The sequence below is a fragment of the Rhizobium sp. WYCCWR 11128 genome (assembly GCF_013416305.1).
GTDB classification, from domain to species: Bacteria; Pseudomonadota; Alphaproteobacteria; order Rhizobiales; family Rhizobiaceae; genus Rhizobium; species Rhizobium indicum.
Genome location: NZ_JACCEZ010000001.1, coordinates 425811 through 447948 on the forward strand (window position 1 = coordinate 425811; position 22138 = coordinate 447948).

The 22138-nt window shown below is 58.6% G+C and carries 27 protein-coding genes and 1 pseudogene; 13 read left to right on the forward strand and 15 right to left on the reverse strand.

Annotated features, from left to right (window positions below):
* Position 1 precedes the first annotated feature (1 nt).
* From HX898_RS02100 to HX898_RS02125, 6 genes are all read right to left on the reverse strand, one after another.
* Positions 2-562: a hypothetical protein gene (locus HX898_RS02100; RefSeq protein ID WP_180193868.1), complete on the reverse strand. Its 561-nt coding sequence runs from the start codon at positions 560-562 to the stop codon at positions 2-4.
* 3 nt (positions 563-565) lie between these two features.
* Positions 566-2923, reverse strand: a complete 2358-nt coding sequence (locus HX898_RS02105; RefSeq protein ID WP_180193869.1) for a SpoIIE family protein phosphatase — start codon at positions 2921-2923, stop codon at positions 566-568.
* Complete coding sequence (locus HX898_RS02110; protein ID WP_138334833.1) at positions 2920-4092, reverse strand: class I SAM-dependent methyltransferase; 1173 nt, start codon at positions 4090-4092, stop codon at positions 2920-2922. Before HX898_RS02110 ends, HX898_RS02105 begins: the two co-directional genes overlap by 4 nt.
* A complete protein-coding gene (locus HX898_RS02115; RefSeq protein ID WP_138334832.1) occupies positions 4089-4598 on the reverse strand; it encodes a hypothetical protein in 510 nt (169 codons plus the stop codon). The genes HX898_RS02110 and HX898_RS02115 overlap by 4 nt, the downstream gene beginning before the upstream one ends.
* A 75-nt stretch (positions 4599-4673) precedes the next feature.
* The gene (locus HX898_RS02120; RefSeq protein WP_138334831.1) at positions 4674-6329 is read right to left on the reverse strand and encodes an EAL domain-containing protein; all 1656 of its coding nucleotides are present in this window, start codon (positions 6327-6329) and stop codon (positions 4674-4676) included.
* 223 nt (positions 6330-6552) lie between these two features.
* Complete coding sequence (locus tag HX898_RS02125; protein ID WP_180193870.1) at positions 6553-7431, reverse strand: LysR substrate-binding domain-containing protein; 879 nt, start codon at positions 7429-7431, stop codon at positions 6553-6555.
* Positions 7432-7561: 130 nt separating this feature from the next.
* Between HX898_RS02125 and HX898_RS02130 the strand changes: the two genes are divergently transcribed.
* Positions 7562-7948 carry an ectoine synthase gene (locus HX898_RS02130; protein WP_138387292.1) on the forward strand — a complete coding sequence of 129 codons (387 nt, stop codon included), beginning with the start codon at positions 7562-7564 and terminating at the stop codon, positions 7946-7948.
* A gap of 224 nt (positions 7949-8172) precedes the next feature.
* Here HX898_RS02130 and HX898_RS02135 read toward each other — a convergent pair whose 3' ends face one another.
* Together HX898_RS02135 and HX898_RS02140 are read right to left on the reverse strand one after the other, a co-directional pair.
* Positions 8173-8655 (reverse strand): DUF4168 domain-containing protein, encoded by a 483-nt coding sequence (locus HX898_RS02135; protein ID WP_138334828.1) that lies wholly within the window; start codon positions 8653-8655, stop codon positions 8173-8175.
* 227 nt (positions 8656-8882) lie between these two features.
* Positions 8883-9551, reverse strand: a complete 669-nt coding sequence (locus HX898_RS02140) for a TetR/AcrR family transcriptional regulator (protein ID WP_180193871.1) — start codon at positions 9549-9551, stop codon at positions 8883-8885.
* A 122-nt stretch (positions 9552-9673) separates the two neighbouring features.
* Here HX898_RS02140 and HX898_RS02145 point away from each other — a divergent pair, with 122 nt between their 5' ends.
* The 4 genes from HX898_RS02145 (at position 9674) to HX898_RS02160 (ending at position 12112) form a co-directional block, all read left to right on the forward strand.
* Positions 9674-10213, forward strand: a complete 540-nt coding sequence (locus tag HX898_RS02145) for a hypothetical protein (protein WP_138334826.1) — start codon at positions 9674-9676, stop codon at positions 10211-10213.
* A complete protein-coding gene (locus HX898_RS02150; protein ID WP_180193872.1) occupies positions 10206-10412 on the forward strand; it encodes a hypothetical protein in 207 nt (68 codons plus the stop codon). Before HX898_RS02145 ends, HX898_RS02150 begins: the two co-directional genes overlap by 8 nt.
* A 431-nt stretch (positions 10413-10843) precedes the next feature.
* Positions 10844-11536: a type 1 glutamine amidotransferase domain-containing protein gene (locus HX898_RS02155; protein ID WP_138334824.1), complete on the forward strand. Its 693-nt coding sequence runs from the start codon at positions 10844-10846 to the stop codon at positions 11534-11536.
* 162 nt (positions 11537-11698) lie between these two features.
* Positions 11699-12112 (forward strand): GFA family protein, encoded by a 414-nt coding sequence (locus tag HX898_RS02160; RefSeq protein ID WP_047623313.1) that lies wholly within the window; start codon positions 11699-11701, stop codon positions 12110-12112.
* A gap of 30 nt (positions 12113-12142) precedes the next feature.
* On the opposite strand, the gene HX898_RS33400 is transcribed toward HX898_RS02160, so the two are convergent.
* A complete protein-coding gene (locus HX898_RS33400) occupies positions 12143-12277 on the reverse strand; it encodes a hypothetical protein (RefSeq protein ID WP_281385434.1) in 135 nt (44 codons plus the stop codon).
* Between the two features lie 53 nt (positions 12278-12330).
* Here HX898_RS33400 and HX898_RS02165 point away from each other — a divergent pair, with 53 nt between their 5' ends.
* Complete coding sequence (locus HX898_RS02165) at positions 12331-12774, forward strand: SRPBCC family protein (RefSeq protein ID WP_003560606.1); 444 nt, start codon at positions 12331-12333, stop codon at positions 12772-12774.
* 60 nt (positions 12775-12834) lie between these two features.
* On the opposite strand, the gene HX898_RS02170 is transcribed toward HX898_RS02165, so the two are convergent.
* Together HX898_RS02170 and HX898_RS02175 are read right to left on the reverse strand one after the other, a co-directional pair.
* Positions 12835-13767 carry a hypothetical protein gene (locus tag HX898_RS02170; protein ID WP_180193873.1) on the reverse strand — a complete coding sequence of 311 codons (933 nt, stop codon included), beginning with the start codon at positions 13765-13767 and terminating at the stop codon, positions 12835-12837.
* A gap of 83 nt (positions 13768-13850) precedes the next feature.
* Entirely contained in the window at positions 13851-14159 is a 309-nt protein-coding gene (locus tag HX898_RS02175) for a hypothetical protein (RefSeq protein WP_180193874.1), read from the reverse strand.
* Between the two features lie 100 nt (positions 14160-14259).
* Between HX898_RS02175 and HX898_RS02180 the strand changes: the two genes are divergently transcribed.
* Both HX898_RS02180 and HX898_RS02185 read left to right on the forward strand, forming a co-directional pair.
* Entirely contained in the window at positions 14260-14460 is a 201-nt protein-coding gene (locus tag HX898_RS02180) for a hypothetical protein (protein WP_171598312.1), read from the forward strand.
* A 1-nt stretch (position 14461) separates the two neighbouring features.
* Positions 14462-14671, forward strand: a complete 210-nt coding sequence (locus HX898_RS02185) for a hypothetical protein (protein ID WP_138334820.1) — start codon at positions 14462-14464, stop codon at positions 14669-14671.
* Between the two features lie 96 nt (positions 14672-14767).
* Here the strand turns inward: HX898_RS02185 and HX898_RS02190 are convergent, their stop codons facing one another.
* The gene (locus HX898_RS02190) at positions 14768-15658 is read right to left on the reverse strand and encodes an SDR family oxidoreductase (protein WP_138334819.1); all 891 of its coding nucleotides are present in this window, start codon (positions 15656-15658) and stop codon (positions 14768-14770) included.
* A 90-nt stretch (positions 15659-15748) separates the two neighbouring features.
* Between HX898_RS02190 and HX898_RS02195 the strand changes: the two genes are divergently transcribed.
* Both HX898_RS02195 and HX898_RS02200 read left to right on the forward strand, forming a co-directional pair.
* Positions 15749-16573, forward strand: a complete 825-nt coding sequence (locus tag HX898_RS02195) for a helix-turn-helix transcriptional regulator (RefSeq protein WP_138334818.1) — start codon at positions 15749-15751, stop codon at positions 16571-16573.
* 52 nt (positions 16574-16625) lie between these two features.
* Positions 16626-16811, forward strand: a complete 186-nt coding sequence (locus HX898_RS02200) for a hypothetical protein (RefSeq protein WP_138334817.1) — start codon at positions 16626-16628, stop codon at positions 16809-16811.
* On the opposite strand, the gene HX898_RS02205 is transcribed toward HX898_RS02200, so the two are convergent.
* Positions 16804-17214 carry a hypothetical protein gene (locus tag HX898_RS02205; protein ID WP_029870478.1) on the reverse strand — a complete coding sequence of 137 codons (411 nt, stop codon included), beginning with the start codon at positions 17212-17214 and terminating at the stop codon, positions 16804-16806. The two genes, HX898_RS02200 and HX898_RS02205, sit on opposite strands and share 8 nt — an antisense overlap.
* A 113-nt stretch (positions 17215-17327) precedes the next feature.
* Here HX898_RS02205 and HX898_RS02210 point away from each other — a divergent pair, with 113 nt between their 5' ends.
* Positions 17328-18452, forward strand: coding sequence for a hypothetical protein (locus HX898_RS02210; protein WP_138334863.1), 1125 nt, complete (start codon positions 17328-17330; stop codon positions 18450-18452).
* Positions 18453-18648: 196 nt separating this feature from the next.
* Entirely contained in the window at positions 18649-20181 is a 1533-nt protein-coding gene (locus HX898_RS02215; RefSeq protein WP_180193875.1) for an Ig-like domain-containing protein, read from the forward strand.
* Positions 20182-20289: 108 nt separating this feature from the next.
* Here HX898_RS02215 and HX898_RS02220 read toward each other — a convergent pair.
* A pseudogene (locus HX898_RS02220) lies at positions 20290-20424 on the reverse strand (cell division protein FtsZ); the annotation flags it as partial.
* A 210-nt stretch (positions 20425-20634) separates the two neighbouring features.
* Between HX898_RS02220 and HX898_RS02225 the strand changes: the two are divergent.
* Positions 20635-20913, forward strand: a complete 279-nt coding sequence (locus tag HX898_RS02225; RefSeq protein WP_138334815.1) for a hypothetical protein — start codon at positions 20635-20637, stop codon at positions 20911-20913.
* 123 nt (positions 20914-21036) lie between these two features.
* On the opposite strand, the gene ftsZ is transcribed toward HX898_RS02225, so the two are convergent.
* On the reverse strand, positions 21037-22056 hold the full coding sequence (gene ftsZ / locus HX898_RS02230; RefSeq protein WP_003560594.1) for a cell division protein FtsZ: 1020 nt from the start codon (positions 22054-22056) through the stop codon (positions 21037-21039).
* Positions 22057-22138: the final 82 nt, after the last annotated feature.

A 22138-nucleotide genomic window follows, 5' to 3' on the forward strand; every position in this document is an offset into this window, starting at 1 on the left:
CTCACAGATTGGAGGAGGGCGGCATTGCCACGGCTGCAGTTGTCGTCAGGATGACACGCTGGTCATTATTGTCTTCGAATGCCCATGCCATTTTTGCGTCGTAATCGCTCAGAAGGGTCAGCAACCCCAAGCCCGAACCGCTTTCTGCCGTTATGGCATTGGTTTCGATTTGCTCAAGAAGAAGTTCTCCGGGGTCCCTCGATTGAAGGCGATGCAGCAGTTGCTGAAAGCGAGAGGATGTCACGCCATCGATCGTGTTCTTCACCCTTATTAAAAAAGTACCGTCCAATATGCCGGCTTCAATGAGGATCTCCCCAGGCTGTCGAAACTTGACGGCATTTTCGATCAACTCATTGCTGAGATATCCGATGTCATGATGCGCCTGCACATAGTCCTTCCTTGAACGTGAATACCGCAGAGCCATGACTTCTGCTATAAAGTCCGACGTCATTCCTGAGTGCTTCCATCCGAGCTGAAGCGGTCCGTCGCTTAACGTGAGGCGAGTGCTTGAATCTAGGCTTATGCCCGTCAGAGATTCGATACCATATACCGTTGGCGTCATGTCTCACCTATGTCGCACTGCGAGAAGCGTGATGTCGTCGTAAATCTTCTGCGATCCTATGAAGAGCATTAATGTCGCTATAATTCCGGCAACGACTTTCTCAGCGCTCTGGTCCTTCAAGCGCAGTGCTTCGCGGCATAGACGTTCGATGCCAAAGAGTTCTCCAGCGTCGTTTTCGGCTTCTGTTACGCCGTCCGTATGCAGGAGTATGAGGTCGCCCGTCTCGAAGCTTATTTCCCGGGTTTTAATGAAAGCAGAAATATCGGCTTCCAGCCCGATCGGTATACCCAGATCCATGGTGTCTATGCGCTCGACCTCGCCGTTCGCCCGCACGACCACAACTTCCTCGTGTTGTCCCGACAGGATCATCTCTTTGCCGTCGTAGTCAAGAAACGCCAGTGTGAGATGCTTGTCGATTTTGGTCCTCACGATATTTTTGAACAGGGCGCTGTTCAGGTCTGTGAGAAATTTGACTGCATCGGTGTTTCCGGCTTCCTGCAGGGCGCGGGCGACGGACTGAACCATCAACATCAGCACGCCGCTTTCGAGCCCGTGTCCGGTGACGTCGCCGATGCCAATCTTCAATCGGCTTCCGTTCTTCAATACGTCGTAGTAGTCGCCGCCGACTTCTTCTGCAGGTCTCATATAGGCTGCGATCTCAAGGGCCTGAAACTCCTCAAGCTCCTGGTGCAGCGGAAGAACCATGAGCTGGATTCTCTCGGCGACGGCGAGTTCCGTCCCGAGACGTCTGTTTTCTCGCTGGAGCTGTGCGTTTAGCGTCGAAATCTCTTCCTTTGCATCTTCGATTTGAGCTGTTCGCTCTTCGACAAGCTGCTCGAGATTTTCCGTGTGATAGCTGATCTGTTCGGCCATCCGGTTGAATGCTTCACCAGCCTCGCCGACCTCATCTTTGCTTGTTATGGCCACCCTGACCGAATAATCCTTCGCCTGAATCCGTTTGGCGGCATCTGCAAGTGCACTGATTCCGCTCGTTATTCGTTTCGAAGCCGCAATTACTGCTATAGCTACAACAAGCAGTGACATTAGGATCGCCAGGATTTGGTAGATCACGATCCGGTTGGTAGCTTCCGAAATTTTGGCTTGAGCCGCATAGAGGGAGGCCTGGATTTCTCGTTCAGGCACAACCACTCCAAGAGACATCGCCTCTTGCCGAACCGGGCCGCTGGACCAGAGATTGGTCGCGGGGAGTTTCTTGACGATAACGATATAGGGGACCTGGCTGCCGTCCCGCTGCAACGACAAATGTTGGATGCCCAGTTCGCGGTCAAGGGCCAGGCTCGCTATCGCCGGCTGGGAGCTTCCCTTCAGGGAGCGCTCCAGTCCGGTCACTCCGCTTCCGCTCGCATCGCTCGCAGAACGCAGACCGAGCGTTTTTTCGCCTGTGCTGTTGATCGCCACAACGTTTCCGTCGGACATTGCGAGAAATCCAAAGCCGGACTGGGCCACTTTCACATTTTCTACAGTCTGCGCGAGCTGGTCGAGCGTAATGTCCGCGCCAGCCGTCCCGGCGACATCCTTCCTGTCGGCTGTCCATAGTGGTTGAAAGAAAGAAACGATCAGTTTCCCGGTAATGGCGTCCGTATAGGGCGCTGTCTGGGTTATATCGTCCGCGACCGGCCTCGTTTTCATATCCTTGGCCCAGCCCTGCCAGGACTCATAAAGTCCGGGAAAAAAGAAGTCCCAGAAATTGGCCTCGTTATGACCAGGATAAAGGCGGTCGAAGGTCTGAGCCTGGTCGGTATAGGGCGCTGTTCTGAAGATTGGTCGTTCTTTCGATCCGATGTAATACATCTGCAGCTTTGAAGCCCCGTGCTGCAGCAAGCTAGGTGCGACAAGGTCTAGAACCGCGCTGGTCTGGATATCGGTCTGAACGTCGGGTCTTGGGTTGTGGTCTTCTCCGAGCAAGTAACTCCAGACGCTGACGACGGAGACTGAGCCCGGAGCGTTCTGAGACCAGTTCGCCTTTTGATCGTAGGACAGGCTGACGCTGCCGGGAGATGTGCGGGCGATCGCCGCGCCGACAACGGAATTACGCTCGGGATCGTCGATCTGCGCCTGGAGCACACCCGCCAAGGTGCTGACGTCGTTGTGAACCTGCCGCAGGAGCAAACTCACCTGTGCTGCGGTGGAATCGGCATATGTGCGGATGTATTCCTGGCTTGCCGCTTCCAGACCCTGTCCGACTTCCAGGGTGGCATCGCGCGACAGCCTCTGAACATTCCAAAGCGCCAGTCCACCGCTGACCAGCAGATCAAAGAGGACAGCTCCACCGACGACCAAAATGAACTTTGCCCGAAATGAGCCTAGCCTTGCCGGTCTCTTCGATTTCCCGTCCATCACAGCGGCTTTCGGCCGGAGGCTGCCCAGATCGGCCAGCCTGCATAACCCTTGGGGTGAAGAGCAGCAAAGATATGATCTTTGAATCCTTGCCGGAACCTGCGAATGAAATCTGACGAGTCGCCCCGTCGAACGGCCATCTCACCCGCGTAGACATTTTCCCATGCTTCGATGATGTCTGCGAAGTCCTGGGGATCCCCATCAAGATTCGTGACCATAAATGAATCGACCTTGATGTTATCGAACCCCGCGTCGGCGAGGAGGTGGCGGCTTTTCGGCCCCATCTCGACATCCATGTCGAAGTGCCTGAACAGTTTGGCGACTTCTTCGTAAGTCCATCTTATGGATTCAGCATGTGGCTCGCCCAGACAATGCGAGTTTTTTTCGTTGGTGATGTAGACACGGCCGCCAGGCTTGCAGATGCGGTAAAGCTCCCTGAGCAGCATCTCGGGACGGTTGAAAATCTGCAGCGAATGTCGGCAGGTCACAAAGTCAAATTGATTGTCTCGCAGCAGCATTTGGGAAGCGTCGCCATAGGTGTACTCGATTCCCTGCAGATCGAAGTCGGCCGCGACCCTGCGGGCATATTCGAGGCTACGCACGGAATGATCCAGCGCGACAAGGCGTGCCGGTCTAAATTCCCGTTGAACCAAGGCGGCGAAATCACCAATTCCGCAACAGATATCTGCGATGACAAGACCGCTGCGCAGGCCGTGGCGAGGCAACAGTTCGCGTTCGTGCCTCCATGTCATTTTCGTCTGGGTGCGCAGAATGGGAATGAAAGTCTCATCCTCGACAAAGCTCTGGCCCGGATAAAATGCCGAATCGTAGACTTCAACCGACAGGCTTGGTTGTGATGCCGCCAGCGTTTGGAATAACGAGGTCGACCATGCCACCACGCTCGACGTAATGATGACGATCTTCCGTTCCGGTCTGATCCGGCAACTTGCCGCGAGTATATCGGCCAGGGCCGCGAAGGCAGTCATGTTGATGTGCGTCAGACGTTTGACATTGACGTAAACGACCCCACTGTATTTTTCCAAACTTTGCTGCACCAGCTTGAGGGCATCGGCAATTTCAGTGGCGCTTTCAGGCCGCATCTTGCCAGACAGCAACAGCTCCTGATTTGTCGGATCAAAATGAACAGTGAAGGGTAGGGGAAGCAGGCTCATCGGAAGTCCTCGACCGAGGGGAAATCCGCAATGATTTGAATCTCTTGTTCGCCGTCTTGCTCAATTCGGATCGTGGCGCGGAATATTGCTGCCAAATCTCTGAGCAAAACCGTCCCATCGGACTTCGTGACCACGAATCCAGAGCCGGCGCCCGGGACAGGCTGGTGTTCGCTTGCTCTCGCATCCATGTGCTTTCGGCCAAATGCTTCCTCGCAAGGAAACGCAATTCTCAGCCGATTGAATGTCGCATTCCGGTAGAGACTGAACCTTATCCTTCCCAGCTCGCTCGTCGAACGGAAAGCAAGTTCGATGAACTCGTTCGTCGCGACGGAAAGAAAATTGGAATATCGAGCGGGATCGCTGTGACCTTGGCCGAGAATGTCTGAGAGATATTCGGTAATCCCGTCGCAAAACTGCCATCGGGATTTGAACATCGCAACGTCCAGTTCCAGCGATACCATCGGCGCAAATGCATGGTCATCGAAGCTAGCTGCTTCCTGTTCCAATACACCCTCCCTTCTTTTGCCTGGGGCGTCAGGTTGATGCATGCCATAGCTAAAGGCACGGCGAAAATCGGTTGTTCACTGTGGTAGCGCTGGGCTTGCGGATGTGTCCGCCCGGGTGATGAATTCGCCAATCGCCTGGACCGGAAGCGGCCTGCTAATCAAATAGCCTTGAAGTCTGTCGCAGCCCACACTGCGCAACCATTCCGCCTGACCTGGCGTTTCAACCCCTTCGGCCGTCACCTGCATGTCGAGGTCATGTGCGAGGTTAACGATGCAGCGGACGATTGCCTGGCTTTTCAGATCGCTTTCGAGGTCGGTGATAAAGTATTTGTCGATTTTGATCGTGTCGAACGGGAATGTCTTCAGATAGCTGAGCGAAGAATATTCGGTCCCGAAATCATCAAGCGAGATTCGTATCCCTAGCACGTTGAGCGTATTCAAGGTGTCGATATTGTTGACGGTGCGCTCAAGCAGCACGCTTTCGGTTATCTCAAGCTCCAGACGGTCTGGCGGCAACCCGATCAAGTCCAGCGTTTGGGATACGCGATCGGTGAGGCCGTTTGTCAAGAATTCAGCCGCGGACAAATTGACCGCGACGATGTAGTTCTGCGGCCACTTCATTGCCTCGCGACATGCCTGCTCCAAAACCCATGCCCCTATTTCCGGCATTATTCCATCGGCCTCGGCCATCGGAATAAATGCCGTTGGTGGGATTTTTCCAAGTAGAGGGTGGTGCCATCTCAGCAATGCTTCGAAGCCGACAATGCTGCCGCCCTCGGCGATGGGTTGGTACTCAATAGAGAATTGTTGCTGGACCAGGGCCATGCGAAGGCTGCGGCGCAGCAGTTCGCGTTGTTCCAGCAACTCAAGCATTGAGGGATCAAACGGTCTTGCACGACCGCGCCCGTCCTTCTTCGCGGCGTAGAGTGCGACGTCGGACGCCTTCATCAGCTGCTCCGGACTTGTACCGTCCGGTGGAGCAGCAGATATGCCGATACTGGCACCGACAAATAGCGCGATGCCATCTATCGTGAAGGGTTTTTTGAATGCATCAACCAAAGCTTCTGCTAACTGGTGTCCTTTGGCGGGATGTCCTGGGCCTCTTGATATTACGGTGAATTCGTCACCCGCCAGTCGATAGGCTCTGTCGTCCCTGGCAAGGCACCCTTGAATGCGGCTTGCAGCGAGCTGAAGAAGCTTGTCGCCTGCCGGATGCCCAAGCGTGTCGTTGACGGGTTTGAAATCGTCAAGATCGAGTTGCATCAGGGACAGAGTCTCGTTCGAGCCTGCGGTCTCTCGTAACAACACAGCGAGGTCCTCGCTGAACTGGCGTCGGTTCGGCAGTCCAGTGAGCGGATCGTGGGTGGCCAGATGCAAAAGAGTTGCGCGCTCATCGTCGATAGATTCCTCGGACCGAACCACGGCAAACAGATCTCCGATCCGATAGATCGTCAGTCCGTGCGACGCGGGCGCGCCAAGATCCCCCGATATTTGCAAAGGTTGGGCACTGTCGCCCAATGAACGGAGGGCGAGTGTAATCGCCGATTTGTCCAATTCAGGAAAATGCTCCCAAAACGACGCTGCTGGTTTGACAGAAGCAGGCAGCTCATTGCCGAGCAAATTCTCGACGGGATTGAAATCGCGATCAAAGAACAAAAGCCGGTCGATTGAGCTCGAAGTTTTTGCCTCTGTTTGTCCGAGCGCCGAGGGGGCAGCATGAATTTTCCGCATGTCCGAGGCCCTCCCTAGTCTCATGTCATAACCAGATATTGTAGCAAATCAGCCCCCGCACAACTTGTGCACGCCAAGATTTACATTAGGCATTTCTGATTAACAATCCCCAACCTCTGCCCAACTCGCTCACGGATGGGCTTATGCCACGTCTTTATTACCGCGACCCATTTGCATCCATCGCCTCGGCGGCGACCCTTCGATGAACTGAGGGCAGGGGATCTCACGCGCCCGATCCGCACTCGGTCATGAACCAGTCGATGAAGCGGCCGACCGGCTTTTTCGCCCAGCTGTTCGATATGACGTAATAGCCCTGGTTCTCTGCCGTGGCGATCTCGGAAAGCACCAGCAGATCGCCGCGTTCGATCTCGCGGCGGAACACCTCGACAGGGCAGAGCGCCACGCCATGGCCGGCGATTACGGCCGTCGCCAGCATGTTGAAATCCTGAAATATCGGCCCTCGAAGCGGCTCCTGCGCTTTCTGGCCGGCCTTGCGGAACCATTCCTTCCAGCCATCGACGGATTCGTCGTGCAGCAGATCGGCGCCGGCGATCGAGACGTCGTCGATCGTCCAGTTGCGTTTGGCAAGGTAATGGCGACTGGTGACGGGCTGGTTGCGGCGGGAGAAGAGCAGGCGGCTTTCCCTGCCGCCGCTCAGATCCTCGCCCATGGTGATCAGTACGTCGAGGCTCTCGTCGTCGAAGCGTTCTTCGGCGCGGGCATAGACGATCCTGATGTCGAGATCGGGGGCGCTTTCCTGGAAGGAGGGCAGGGCGGGGACGAGCCAGCGCGATGCGATTGAGGGAATGCAGCCGACGGTGATGGCGCGCATGTCGTGATCGCGCCGCATATTGCCGGTCGCATGCGCGATCGCCGCCAGCGATCCGGAGACGGCCCGGTAATATTCACCGCCGGCTGCGGTCAGCGTAATGCCGCGGCCCGATTTCTGCAGCAGCTTGCGGCCGAGCCAGGTTTCCAGATGCTTGATCTGATGGCTGACCGCCGCATGAGTGACGTGCAGCTCGTCGCCCGCTTTCGAAAGGCTCATCAGGCGGGCCGTGGCTTCGAAAGCGCGCAAAGCGTTTAACGGCGGCAATTGCATTTGTAAAATTTCCTCACAGATGACGCAGAAATCATCATTTGAAAATGCCAGTGATTTCAATAGCTAATTGTTGCGGGCGATGAAAATTAATCATCACCGCATCTTCAATAATTTATCAGGGGAATCGGCGATGTTCGTCAGAAATCTGAAAGAGGTGGAGCTCACCGAGCGTTTCGTCGATTGGGGCAACGGCACGAGCCACCGGCTGCTGACCAAAGACGATGGCATGGGCTTTACGGTGTGCCACACCGTCGTTCGCGCCAATAGCGAGGCCTTGCTCCAATACCGCAATCACCTGGAGGCCTGCTACTGCATCAAGGGCGAGGGCGAAGTGGAGGATATGGACGGCAATGTCTTTCCGATCCGCACCGGCGATATCTACGTGCTCGACAAGCACGACCGCCATTATCTGCGCGGCGGGAAGGATCAGGATCTCGTTCTCGTCAGCATCTTCAACCCGCCGCTGACGGGCACCGAACGGCACGACCTGGACAACAAGAGCGGGTCGCAATACTGAACCAGAGCATGATGCCGAAAGTGTAAGCGGTTTTGCTCTAACTATATGATGTAGAACAGGATTCAGATTTTAGGCCGATCCGGCCTAAAATCATCCTGTTCTAGCCGATCTCTTTGTCGACTGCCGAGATGGACAGCAGAGCCCGGCAAATGGCGGGCACTGCTGCCGGCGCGAACGACAGGACATCCGCTCCCTATTCGTGGTGACTTGAAGCTACGTGCAGCCTATTGCTGCGGTTGCTGTTGTTGCTGGCCCGGCGGCGGCGTGCCGATCTTTTCCAGTACCTTCTTGGCCAGAGCCGGGTCGCTCTGCGCGGCCGTCAGGATCGACGAATATTCTTCGACGGAGATGTCGGGAGAAGCTTGGACGGTATCGACCATCTGCTTCTTGGCCTCCTCCTGCAGCTGTTGCTTGGCAGCCTCGTCCTTCGTCGCGCCGATCTTGGCCGAATATTCCTGTCTCACCTTGTCGACCTGCAGATAGGCAACGGCGAAGGCTTCGATTTTCTGATCGCTGACGGCTGCCGTCGCACCGCTGCCGCCGGGCTGTCCCTGCATCGGCGGCTGCGCCTGTGCCGGGGGCTGCGCTTGTGCCGGCTGCTGTTGCGCCTGGGCCATGTCGACAGCGGATGCCGGGCTGAAAGCAAGCAGACTGAAGACTGCCGCGCTCAATGTTGCGACAGATGTGTAACGAGTGATCATGTTCATTCCTCTTCAAGTGCATGATTTTATGGGCAGCAAGACCGCCTCGGTCGATCGCTCAGCCACTCAAAGGCCGGGCGAGGTCGCGACGATGGAACCTTTAAGAGGGCACGGTGCGGCGGTAACGGGGCGATTTACTGACGATTGAGCGGCGGCTTTGTGACCGCCGGCCTGTTGGCACGTGCGGAAAATTCAAGTCATTGCCGCTGTGATACCCGGACTTTCGGTGGCGTTTATCGCTTATCTGGATGCAGAAATGCCGCCAGGAACGTGGCGACGGCCGCCTCGGCGTGGCGGTAAATCTCCTGCTTCGTCGGAATGGCCGCATCGCCCAGCATCATGACCCGGTTGACGGGCTCGGCCATCACCAGCCAGTTGAACTGTGATGCAGCTACCGTTGCATCGGAGAACTGCAGCAGCTTCTTGCCGGCCAATTGTTCGAAAGCGCTGCCTATGACCTCGATCGCCCGTGCAGGGCCGCGCGCGTAAAGCAGCTTGGCGAGTTCCGGGAAGCGTTGCGCCTCCGCAATCACGAGCCGGCGCAATTGCATCAGCCCCGGCGTCAGGACGATGGTGAGTTGGCGGACGGCGTAGTCGAGGAGATAGGCTTCCAGCTGAGCGCGGTTCTCCACCTGGGGGAGGCCGGTGTGAACGGCGGTATCTGCTTCTCCCATCATCTGGGTGAGCACGGCGACGAACAGCGCCTCCTTGCTGGAGAAGTGCTTGTAGACCGTCTGCTTGGACACGCCGGACCGGCTGGCGATCTCGTCCATGCTGGCTCCGGCATAACCGGTGCTGAGAAAGACTTCCGCCGCGGCACCGACGATCGCCGCCTGTTTGCGCTCCGAACGAGTGCCGGCCCGCCGCTCGGCCAGGTCGGCTTCCATACCCGGTATCAACATTCTCGATCTCCGCTCCAACCCTACTTGACACGATCAAACTGAACCGTCTAGTTCTTATAACGGAACTAAACGGTCTAGTTTGATTTTGCGACTATCCAGCGATCTCAACAGCGAGCGATGTCATGAACAACAAGACAACCCGTCTGACTTGTGCCTGCGGAACCTTTCACCTCGATGTGCGCGGCGCCCCGATCATCAGCGCGGAATGTCACTGCAAGAGCTGCAGTGACGCGGCCGGAAGGCTGGAGTCGCTTCCCTTGCCGGAGGCGATCCGGACGATCCATGGCGGTACGCGCTACGTGCTTTATCGCAAGGATCGGATCAGCCTTTTGGCCGGAACCGAAAACCTGCGGGAGTTCCGCCTCGGCCCCAATGCTTCAACGCGACGTGTCCTGGCATCCTGCTGCAACACGCCCATTTTCCTGGAGTTCAAGGGTGGCCACTGGCTTAGCCTCTACGGCAATCTCTGGAAGCAGGCCGAGCTTCCGCCCCTTCAATTGCGCACGATGACCCAGAATGCGCCCGATCGCGCGAGTGTGCCCGATGACGTGCCTTCCGGCGCGCTGGCGACGGCCGGCTTCTATGGCAGACTTCTCACCGCGTGGATTGCGATGGGCTTCAAAGTGCCCGACATCACTGTCAAAGGAGCTATCGATGCCTGATGACGAAAAAATCCTCATTGAAAGCATAACCTCGCCGCACCATACGGAGCGGGTCAACAAGGCCAAATACATGGCAATGCGCCACGCTCTGCTGGCCGCACTGCCTGAGCAGGAACCCGGACTGACCGTAGCACAGGCAAACATCGCCATCCTGCCGCATCTCTCCGAGGTCGAATTCCCGGGCGGCGCTAGAGCATGATGCCGAAAAGTGTGAGCGGTTTTCGGACGACATCATGCTCCAACTATCTAATTTAGAACAGGATTCAGATTTTAGGCCGATCCGGCCTAAAATCATCCTGTTCTAAGGCCGGATGGTGGTTGAAGGCCGTTCAACTGGATCTGGAAGCCAAGCGCATCATCCAGCGCGGGCCGGGAAAGCCGGTCAGGCTTTTCAAATGCCCTTGAGGCGTCTGCCGGCTCAGCCCAGCGAACGGATGTCGCGGGCGACCGCCGTTTGTCTGGTTAGGCTTCGGCTAAAGCAATTCTAGCAAACACCGCGCGGGAGAGCTTGTTTCGCAGCGCAGCCGCTCTATGCCCCCTCCCGTTTCAGCATGAGATTGCAGGCAGTATTTCACCGTAAATCCGGGTGCCGACGGCGTTGTCCGCCGGCTGGCTTGAAGGAGCTGAGCAATGAAAATTCTCATGGTTCTTACATCGCATGATCAACTGGGAAACACCGGCAAGAAGACGGGATTCTGGCTCGAGGAGCTTGCTGCTCCTTATTTCGTTTTCCGCGACGCTGGGGTGGAGATTACACTCGCTTCGCCGAAGGGCGGCCAACCTCCGCTCGATCCGAAGAGCAACGAGCCAGCATTCCAGACGGAAGACACGCGACGGTTCGAGCGAGACCAGGCGGCAACGGCTGCGCTCGCCAACACCCTGATGCTGTCCGAAATCAAGCAGGCGGACTATGACGGCGTGTTCTTCCCTGGTGGGCACGGCCCGCTGTGGGACCTGACGAACAATCGCAATGCGCTGTCGCTCATCGAGGACATGCTTTCGGCGAGAAAACCTGTGGCGCTCGTTTGCCACGCCCCCGGTATCCTCACGAATGTAAAAGCGCCGGATGGAAAGCCCATCGCCAAGGGCCGGGCCGTCACGGGGTTCACCGATTCCGAGGAAGAGGCCATGCACCTGGTCGAGGTTGTTCCCTACCTGCTCGAGGACGTGCTGAAAGAGCAGGGCGCCCAGTTTTCGAAGACGGCGGATTGGGGCGTGCATGTCGTCCAGGATGGCCTGCTGATCACCGGCCAAAACCCTGCCTCATCCAGGCAGGGCGCCCGGACGCTCCTCGATGCCTTGAAAAAGCAGGCCGCGGCTTAAGCGTTTCGACCGGTGGGCACGATTGCCGCCGCCGGGAGGCCGAGATCTTCTCATTCGGCTATTGCCGATCCCGGCCGCAGGCGCGCTACGACGACGTCTGCGGCACGACGGCGAGGCAGAGCCAATCGCAAATGTTCGAACACGGGATGGGAGGCATCTGACATGACCAGGAAATATACGGGGCAATGCGCCTGCGGCGCGGTGAGATTTGCCTTCGACACCGACCCGAACTTTGTCGCCAATTGCCATTGCCTAGACTGCAAGAGGGCAACGGGCGGCGAGGCCGCCACGTTCTTCGCCGTGCCGCAGGAAGATTTCACCGTGATCAGCGGCAGCCCGAAGGCGTTTCATTACATCGCCGATTCAGGCAAGGGGCTCGACCGCAACTTTTGCCCCGATTGCGGCGCCAGATTGTTCAGCAGCAACCTCGAGAGCTTCCCCGGCCTCGTCTTCGTGACGCTCGGCAGCCTGGACCGGCCCGAGCTGATCAAGCCGGGGGTCGAAATGTTCACCAGGCGGCGGCTCGCCTGGGCAAGGCCGCTCGATCTTCCGCAGTTCGATGGGATGCCCGGTTGAGCCGCGACCCCTAAAGCGCGTCGCAATCTTTCAGATTCGCTCCTTGCGCTTTAGGTCTTTGTTTTCACGCATCTCGTTATCGCAAAACCGCAGCACACTTTTGCGCGACATGCTCAGGAGCAATTTTTCTTGAAGAAAAATTCGATCCGGTGTCGGATCGGTCAAGCCACGCCCGTCCTAGGTTCGTCCATTGCATAAATCCAGAAAGGATCACGACCATGCCGAGTACCATACGCCTGCACCGCGTTCTGGCGACCAGCCCGGAGAAAGTCTATCGCGCATTCCTGGAGGCAGACGCGCTTGCCAAGTGGCTTCCGCCGAACGGCTTCCTCTGCACCGTGCATCATTCGGAGCCGGTTGTCGGCGGCACGTTCAGAATGTCCTTCCGCAATTTCACGACGGGCAATAGCCACGCCTTCGGCGGCGAATATCTCGAGCTCGTACCCGGCGAGCGTCTGCGTTACACCGACAGGTTTGACGACCCCAACCTGCCGGGCGAAATGGAAGTCACCGTGACGCTGAAGAAGGTTTCGGTCGGTACAGAGGTGGATATCGTACAGGCAGGCGTGCCTGACGTCATTCCGCCCGAGGCTTGTTATCTCGGCTGGCAGGAGTCGCTGCGAAACCTCGCCAGGGTCGTCGAACCCGACATCCAGGAATAGCGTGAGGACCGCGCCGGCCGGGCGATAATCGCCCGGCATTGGCGCCCGGCATCGGCGACATCAATCAATCCCCATGCCGCGTTTGGCCAGGGCGTGGCGGGCGGCCGCAGCGCCCCAATCGTCGGAAAGGTCCTGCCCTTCGATTTCTATTTCGGCGATCGGCGTTGCCCGGATCAGCGGCACGGAGCCGAAAGGCAGGCCGTCGATGCGCCCGGCGTCGCGGCTCAGCATGATGCGGGTCATCGGGTGGTAATCCTCGGTCAGCCGGCAGAACAGGATGGCGCCGTGCATCTCGACATCGCGGGCGACACGATAACCGTCTGCCACGAGGTCTCCGATGTTGATCAACAGGTTCGCCCAGTTTTCGATCCCGGCCGCATCCAGTGTCGCGGCGTCGAATTCCATGAAGAGCTCGCATTCGACGCCGTTCTCCGGCTCGGATATGCCGGCCCAAGGGGTCGACAGCCCGTCGGTGGCAAGTGTCAGCCTTTCCGGCGCATGGATGGCGAGGATACGGCGATGCGGGCCGAACCATTTCGTCTGGGCATGAATGTTGGCCGTTTCGCGCTCAGCAGCAAAGTCCTCCTGCACCTTGCCGCGGTTCTGCCAGAAGACGCGCCGGACAGCGGCGGTGGTTTCGTAGATCGGGTCGTCGGGCCCTCGCGGCACGATCGTCCGGTCATAGCTAGTTTCGAGCGTGATCTCTCCCCGCATGAAGGGGAACTTCGGCTTCTTCCAGCGAATCAGCACCTTATTGAAGTGGGGCATCCCTGATGCACCGAGCTTTTCAACGACATCGGAGATGATATCGAGCGGATGCCTGGATGCCTCCGGGACATAGTTTCCCTCGACATCGCGGTAGCCGCCCGTCCGGGAGGAGTGCCCTGCCTGCATCGTTGTGGCGGTCCATTCGCCGCTGACGGCGCCGGCCGGCGCCTTGCCGAGAGCCGGGGCAAGTTCCCGGATCGCCTCGTCAATCGAATAGGATGCCACGTCGCCCCTCCGCCTTCACCCAGAGATCGTATCCCCTGCGGCCGATCGGCCGCGAACAGAAGCTAGCGCGGAGGTGTCGCCGATCAATAGTGGATGGATCGATCGGCGCGGGCAGGGTGGTGCTGACTTTGCTGGCATTGCTCTATGCGCCGCAGAGCTTTCGGAATGCGCTGATGGCGGCGGCGGCTCGCGCGCGGATATTCTCGTCCGACGGTTCGGGCAGCGCTAATTGCGCTCAAGCTCGTCATCTTCATGGTCATCACCCAGCCGGCGAACGCGGCGACGGAGAGCTGGTCCGTGCAGCCGAAGAATTGGTAAAGCCTTCGCACCCAATGGGAATATTCGCACGCGGTCAATGCCGTGATCACCTTGCTTGCCTTCTGCTGCGCCACGCTTGCCTCGCTACGGTAAGCCGCTTTGCGCGAAAATATTGCCGCGGGAACAGTTGCTGATCTTTTCGGTTTTCCTTGTTCCAACCAAGGAGGAACGAAGATGGGCATGACGACACCGAAAGACGGCGCCCCCGGCACCACCGACCAGTCTCCCCGCTGGGAAGGGCCGAAGGAAAATAAACCTCGCGGCTACATGAAGGCCAAGGATGATCCGGATCGCGACCGCGACGCGCATGGTGAAAACAATCGCGATCCCGACATCAAGAATATCGGTGACGCGCTGAAGCAGAAGGGCGAATGAGATGGCCGATCCCAAAAAAGACGCAGCCGGCCAGTTCGCCAAATCCCAGGCTGACCGAAAAAGCAGCGGCGTCGCCAGCGCCAAACCGACCGTCATCACTGGCTCTGAGGATGCCACGGTGAACAAGAACCCGCCCGGCAAGAAAAAGCCTGGGAAGGATTGGGACATCAATTACGATCCAGCCGATAGGAACGAGAGCCGATCGCACTAGCTCGGGCCGTCGCTGGTTCTCCTATGAGCCAACCCCGAGGCATTTCCGTTTTCTCCAGTCACGGAAATGCTCCATTTTTAGATGTGGACACAGTTCTTACCCACCGAAATAGGCCGGATGGTCGATATCGGCGAGCAGGCCGGGCTGCTGCGGCTGCCAGCCGAGCAGCGCGCGGCTATGCTCGCTCGATGTGGGCACATCGAAGCCGGCGAACATGGCGAACCAGCCGAAATGCTCGGCCGCTTCTTCCCGTGAGAGCGACACGGCTGGCACATCGAGCCGTCGGCCGATGACCTCGGCGATCTGCCTAAAGGCAACTCCCTCTTCCGCGACTGCCAGGAACGGGCCGCCGACGGCGCCGCGCTCGATCGCCAGGCGATAGACGCGGGCGGCATCGAGCCGGTGCACGGCCGGCCAGCGGTTTTGCCCTTCGCCGATATAGGCCGAGACGCCCTTGCGACGGGCCAAATCGATCAGGATCGGCACGAAGCCGTGGTCCCCATGGCCATGCACCGAGGGCGGCAGCCGGACGGTGGAGGCGCGCACGCCGCGGGCGACAAGCGATACTGCGGTGATTTCGGAGGCACGGGGATAGGTTTCGGTCGAAGGCATCGGCGGATCCTTCTCGGTGCCGACGCGGCCGGGGGCAAAGCCGAGGCCGGCTGTGACCAACAGCGGACGATCGGAGCCTTGGAGGGCCTCGCCGAGGGCCTCGATGGCGCGCCGGTCGGCGGCGCAGTTCTCGGCGAATTTCGAGAAATCATGGTTGAAGGCCGTGTGGATCACGGCATCCGCCTCAGCCGCACCGCTCTTCAGACTTTCGAGATCATCGAGCGTGCCGTGATGGACTTCGGCACCGGCGGCTGCCAGTTGATCCGCTCCCTTGTCCGAGCGGGTGAGGCCGAGCACCTGATGGCCGGCGGCGATCAATTCATTGACGACGGCCGAGCCGACCCAGCCGGTGGCTCCAGTGACGAATACGCGCATGCGTTATCTCCGTTTTTGCTGGAGACACATATCCGTCGTGACTGTATCATGGTAAAGTAGTGACATTATCATGGTATAAAGGCTAACAGGATGGGTGAATTCGTCACCTCGGACAACCGGCTCGGCGCCTATCTGAAGGATCGCCGTGTGAGGCTCGATCCTGCCGCCCTCGGTTTTGCAGGGGAGAGGCGACGCACCCCAGGCCTGCGGCGCGAGGAGGTGGCGAGCCGCGCCAATATCAGCCCGACCTGGTACACCTGGCTGGAGCAGGGCCGCGGCGGCGCGCCGTCTGCTGACGTGCTCGATCGGATCTCTCGCGCGCTGATGCTGACTGATGTCGAGCGCGAGCATCTCTTCCTCATTGGCCTCGGCCGGCCGCCCGAGGTGCACTACCACAGGCAAGAAGGGGTGACGCCGAGGTTGCAGGGCGTGCTCGATGCGCTGGACCCGAGCCCGGCGCTGATCCGCACTGCGATATGGGACGTCGTCGGTTGGAACCGGGCGGCAACCGTGCTTCTGACCGATTACGGTGCGCTGCCGCCTGAGGAGCGCAACGTGCTGCGCTTCATCTTCCTCGATCCGCGCGTGCGCGCTGCCCAATACGACTGGGAAAGTGTCGCCCGCTTCGTCGTCGCCGCTTTCCGCGTGGATGCAGCCCGTGCCGGGGCTGCGGCTGAGGTCGAGCCGCTGGTAGACGAACTCTGTCGCAAGAGCCCCGAATTCCTGGCGATGTGGCGCGACAACGACGTGCGCACCCACGGCGAGGGCGCCAAGCACATCAAACACCCGGTGCTCGGGCTGCTCTCCTTCGAATATTCGGCCTTCCAGGTGGATGGGCGGCCGGACCTCAGCATGGTGGTGTACAATCCGGCGACGGCGGAGGATGCGGCGAAGATCAAGGGGTTGGTCGGGTGAGGTGCGTCACCATCATTCGTACGCGCTTTGAATAAGCAGAATGGAGTCTGTCATGCCAAGAGCGGCCGTTGAAGACAATGAGCGCATGAGCCTGATCGATAGACGGCTTGGCATGAACATCACGATCGCAAACATCACGATCGCAAATCCTTCGATCTCGCGACAATGGTGGCCGCATCAAAAGCGGTCAGCGGTCATTCTTAGTGTCAGCGGCGCGCCGATTGCGCCCCCTATTTGACGACTTTCACTTCGGCCACGCCCTCTACGATGCTGCCGCGCTCTTCGGGAGTCCTGAGAATGAACTTGTCACTGCCGACGTAGCCTGGGTGCGATGTGTAATAGACAGCAACGCCATTCGCTTTGACTTTGTCGCATTTCATCTTCTTGCCGCCGGAATCGACGACAATCGGCTGGTGGATAATCTCGGTGCGCCCATGTTTGGGCTGCTCCACGATATCTACACGAGGATAGTCAATAAACTTGCAGTCGCCATTGAGGTGAGCGTTCTGCAGCACCGACGTCCTTTCGCCGCTGCGCGCCGTCATCCGGTGAGAATCGTGTCTGACATTTGACGTCGTCGTGCAGTTCGAAAGAGAAATCATTGCGACTGCCAATATCGAATATGTAAAAATATTCTTCACTATAAACCCTCAACTTTTGCTTGAACAAACATTGAATTTTTCGGGAAGTCAAGCAGAGTACAGGCTCTGGATTGAGCCTTGTTCCGCTTCCAGCAATCATTGAGGTGCAGTCTGTGAAAAGACGTATCGCGACGTCTCTCTTGGTGCTTGCAGCCTGCGCCGGCAATGCAAGTGAACTTCCCTTTGCCGCCACCCGGAATGTTCCGGACTACACCGCCTCGATGATCGTTCGGAACATGTCCGGTGAGCCGAAGGAAATGTTGCGTTCGGTCGTTCATCACAAGGGATGGACGCGGGTTGAATCGGTCAATGGCAACCACACTGCCATCTCCTATGGAAATTACTTCGACAACACCGTGTTGCGGACGACCAGGACCGGCAACGAAGACTTTGCCTGGATGAGCATTGAAAAGACCGATCGGAGTCTGGACCTGAGCGTGAAACAGGCGAAGGAAACCGGGGAGACCGACAACCAGGCTGGTGAAGCCTGCAAATGGTGGCAACTCATCCGCACAGAAGAAGAGATGGCGCCGCTCTGGTTCAGTTGTCTGTCGGCTGACGGCATTGAAGTTTCGCAAAAGGTTCTGTTCCGCGTGGGAAAGCCGATGAGCGACACGCAATTGGTCCGGCTTGATCGAACAGCCGTCGCGGAATCCGAGATATCGCCGCCGAAGAGGCTGTTCGACCCATGGTTCTGGCTGAAGCCGCTGCGGGATTATCCGGAGCCCGAAGCTCTCGTCGACTTTGAAGCCAGAATGGTCGGGGGTTGGTCGGAGGTCAGGATATTGAGGCACTATCCCTGGCGATCCGAAGAGCGTCGCGAAAAGGGCGGAACTCTGAAACTTACGATTTGGAACGAACTCGAAAACCAGGGAATCTCGATCATATCCTCCAAGGACATGCATGATCTTCACGCTGGCCGTGCGCCGCTTGATCCCAAGCGCCCATACAATACTTTCCAGCTTAAGACAGGCCAGGTTGATTTAAAGCGGACTGGTGGCGCGCTTGGAGAAACTTGCGCCTGGTTCAACATGACACCCGACCTTGCCGACGCGGGCAGACAAGAATGCCTGACGCCGGATGGCGTGCCTCTCGAAATCAACATCCTCTCGGGATGGGGGCATGGGGAAAACTACACCGCCGTCGAGATCAAGCGCCGCCCGGTCGAGCTCAAGGAGATGATCCCGCCGTCGGAATTGACCGATCCGTCATCGTGGGGATTCACCGTCGGCGATTGACGGGAGCAGGCGTCGCCGGCGTCTGCCTCGTCCTTCGGGGCTCCAGCTTTCGGCTTCCGCAAGGATGAGGCTCTCTTGAGTGACAAAGCTGTGAAATTCTAAAATACCACTCCTGCTAGAAAATTAATTGACCTGCCCTGTTTCAGCTGCTTTCCTCCCGATAGACCAAGGCGAATGGATCTTGAAGGAGATATCCATGACAGAGCTTGCAAAACCTGTGACGGTCAATGATGTCAGCAGCGCTTCCGAGAATGAGGTGATCTCAGGCAATCTGCTGGATAATGATCTGGCCGGGGGCTCCGGAAACCTGTTTCTCAGCTTCTTCGACGGCGAGCGGGTGCTGGCCAAGAAGGATGGCGCGATCACCGATATCGAGGGTGAACACGGCACGTTTCACGTCAAGGCCGACGGCTCCTACAGCTATACGCTGAACGAGGCCTCCAAAGCCGGCTTCATCAAGGGGATGACGCTGACGGAGACGATCAGCTACAAGATCTCCGACGGCGCCGGCAATACGGATGTCGGTCACTTCAAGCTCGATATTCATGGCGTCACGAGCCCCCCGGTCGCGGTCGATGACGGCTTCTCCTTCCACGAGGGAAGCGAGATGGCCCGCAACGTGCTTGCCAATGATCACGCGGGAGAGGTGGATACGCTCTTCCTGCGCTCGGTCAACGGCACGAACATTTCTGCCGGGCAGGGGCAGACGACCGATGTGTCCGGGCAATTCGGCATCTTCCATTTCGCGGCGAACGGAAGCTTCACCTATGATCTCGATCCGGCCGTGAAGGCCGGTCTCAATGATGGCGAGCATGTCACGGAGAAGCTCCAGTACAAGGTCTCCGACGGCGCCGGTCACGCGGATTCCGGCGTGAGCACGCTGACCGTCGACGGCATGACGGACGGGAAGTCTGTGAATACCGATCATGTCGAGGCCCAGGCCGATGTCCTGCGCCCCTTCGATGACCATTACGAACTCCAGGGGGTGGCGATCGATCCGCTGACGGGCAAATTTTACGTCAGTTCCGGCCATGGTTTCCCGGATGATTCCACGGCGAGCATTTACGACAACGCCGCCGCATTCGAGGCCGGCCACGCCAGCGGCGCCATCTCTCTCGGCGACTATGACAAGGGCGAATATGACATCGGCGGAACCTATTTTTCGGTCCGCGGAGGCGAGATCATCGGAAGAACCAACGAGGCGAGAGGCGAGGAAGACCCTTTCCCGGATCAGACCTATCTCGCAAAGTGGGATGCCGCCGACGGATCACTCGATCAGAAGGGTGCTTCCATTCCCGGCCTTATCGGCCAGAACGGGGCGGGTACGTTCGACTGGGGTGGATTCACGGCCGTCAATACGATGCAGGATTCGACCGGCATCTACGTCGTCGGCCGCATCAATGATTCCACCTGGCAGGTCTCCAAAATCGATCCCGAAACGCTGAGCCCGATCGAATCCAAGACCTTCGCGGCCGGCGGGCTCGGCTACGGTTTTGCCGTCGACGGCACGTTCTTCTTCGGCGATTCCTCCAGCAGCGAGCATATCGGCACGGCCTTCGACTTCGAAACCGGGGTCAAGACAACGGTCGACGTCTACATCGCCATACCGGGAGACGACTTGATCACCAACGTGGTCTATGACTCAGCGGCGGATAATCTCTACATCACCAACACCGGGATCGACGAAATCTCCGTGGTGCACAATATCTCGGACATACTCTTCGCCTGACGGTCTTTGCTGGCCGAATGCCAACGCCGCCCCGCCCGTTTTCCACAGGGCGTGGCGGCGTTTATCCACTCAGTGCCGTGGTGAACAGAGCAGCATAACAGTGGCCACTTACTGCAGCGTGCGCGTCTGGATCTGTTCGGCGGCGTGAGGCGCGGATGCAGGCAGAGGGCTGCCTTCCAGACCGGTCGCCACCACCGAAACGCGGAACTTGCCGTCGAGGCTGCGGTCGAAGATCGCCCCGACGTATGCAGTCTTACCGTTCCGGACAAGGCCGCTCTTCAGCCAGTACGAGGCGTCTCCGGCTGTCCCGGCAGCAAGAGCCGCGGGCCGTGTGGAACATGGATGGCGGCCGACGCCTTCAGCCGGCCGCGTGGACCGGTTTCGGCCGATGATTTGGAACCATGATCCCGCCGTACTGTTTAACTGGAAGGCGCGGAAGCGCCGATAACGGGGATGCCGATTGCCAGCCAACCCGGTAATGACGATCGGCCTTTCGGTTCGCCTATGGAGGAACACGACATGCAAACGACCCGATCGAAACAACTGGCGGACGAATACCTGCGGCTTGGCGGTAAACGGCTGGCCAAGATCGATGACAATATTGTCAAGATCCGCCACTGGGATGATGACACGCCGGAGGCCGAGGCCTTCTGGCAGAAGCACATTGAGCCGTTGGATGACAAGCGCCGCGTAGAGGTCGAAACGCACCTTCCCACGATCAACGACAGGTGATCGCGAATCAACGACCGGTGATCGCGGCGATTCCCCGGGGCGCAGGACATTGAAGCACGACAGCGCCGCGCGTCTGAAAAGACGTGGCAGGCTGTCGTGCTCGGATATGTCGCGCCGCTGCGCTTACTGCAGCGTGCGCGTCTGAACCTGCTCGGCGGCGTGAGGCGCGGATGCGGGCAGCGGGCTGCCTTCCAGGCCGGTTGCCACCACTGAGACACGGAACTTTCCGTCGAGGCTGCGGTCAAAGATCGCGCCGACGACGATATCGGCGTCTTCCTGCACTTCGTCACGAATGCGGCTCGCCGCCTCGTCCACTTCGAACAGCGTCATATCCGAACCACCGGAAATCGAGATCAGCACGCCCCTGGCGCCCCGCATCGAGATGTCGTCCAGAAGCGGGTTGGCAATTGCTGCTTCCGCCGCCTTCATCGCGCGGCTCTCACCGGAGGCTTCGCCAGTGCCCATCATGGCGCGGCCCATGCCTGACATGACCGACTTCACGTCGGCAAAATCGAGGTTGATCAGGCCTTCCTTGACGATCAGGTCGGTAATGCAGCCGACGCCGGCATAGAGCACGCGGTCGGCCGTCATGAAGGCGTCAGCGAAGGTGGTTTTTGCATCGGCGATGCGGAAGAGGTTCTGATTGGGAATGACGATGACCGTATCGGCCGCCTGGCGAAGCGCCTCGATGCCGATTTCCGCCATCCGCATGCGGCGGTTGCCTTCGAAGGTAAAGGGCTTGGTGACGACGCCGACCGTCAGGATGCCGGCGGCACGCGCAGCGCGGGCGATGACAGGTGCAGCACCCGTGCCCGTTCCACCGCCCATGCCGGCGGTGACGAAACACATGTGCGAGCCGGCCAGGTGATCCATGATCTCATCGAGCGACTCTTCGGCAGCCGCATGGCCGACCTCAGGCAGCGAACCGGCGCCGAGACCCTCCGTCACATTCGCGCCAAGCTGGATGCGGCGCGTCGCCTTGGAGGTGGCCAGCACCTGAGCATCCGTGTTTGCGGCGACGAATTCGACGCCCGCCAGCTTTTCCGCGATCATATTGTTGATCGCATTGCCGCCACCGCCACCGACGCCAATGACTGTAATATGCGGCCGTAGTCCAGAAATGCCGCTCTTGGCGTCCGTCATCGCGCTCTCCTTTGATGCTTCGTTCATGCCCACCCTCGTTTGCGGACGGCGAATCGTGCGTCAGGATACGCGAGCAACAAGG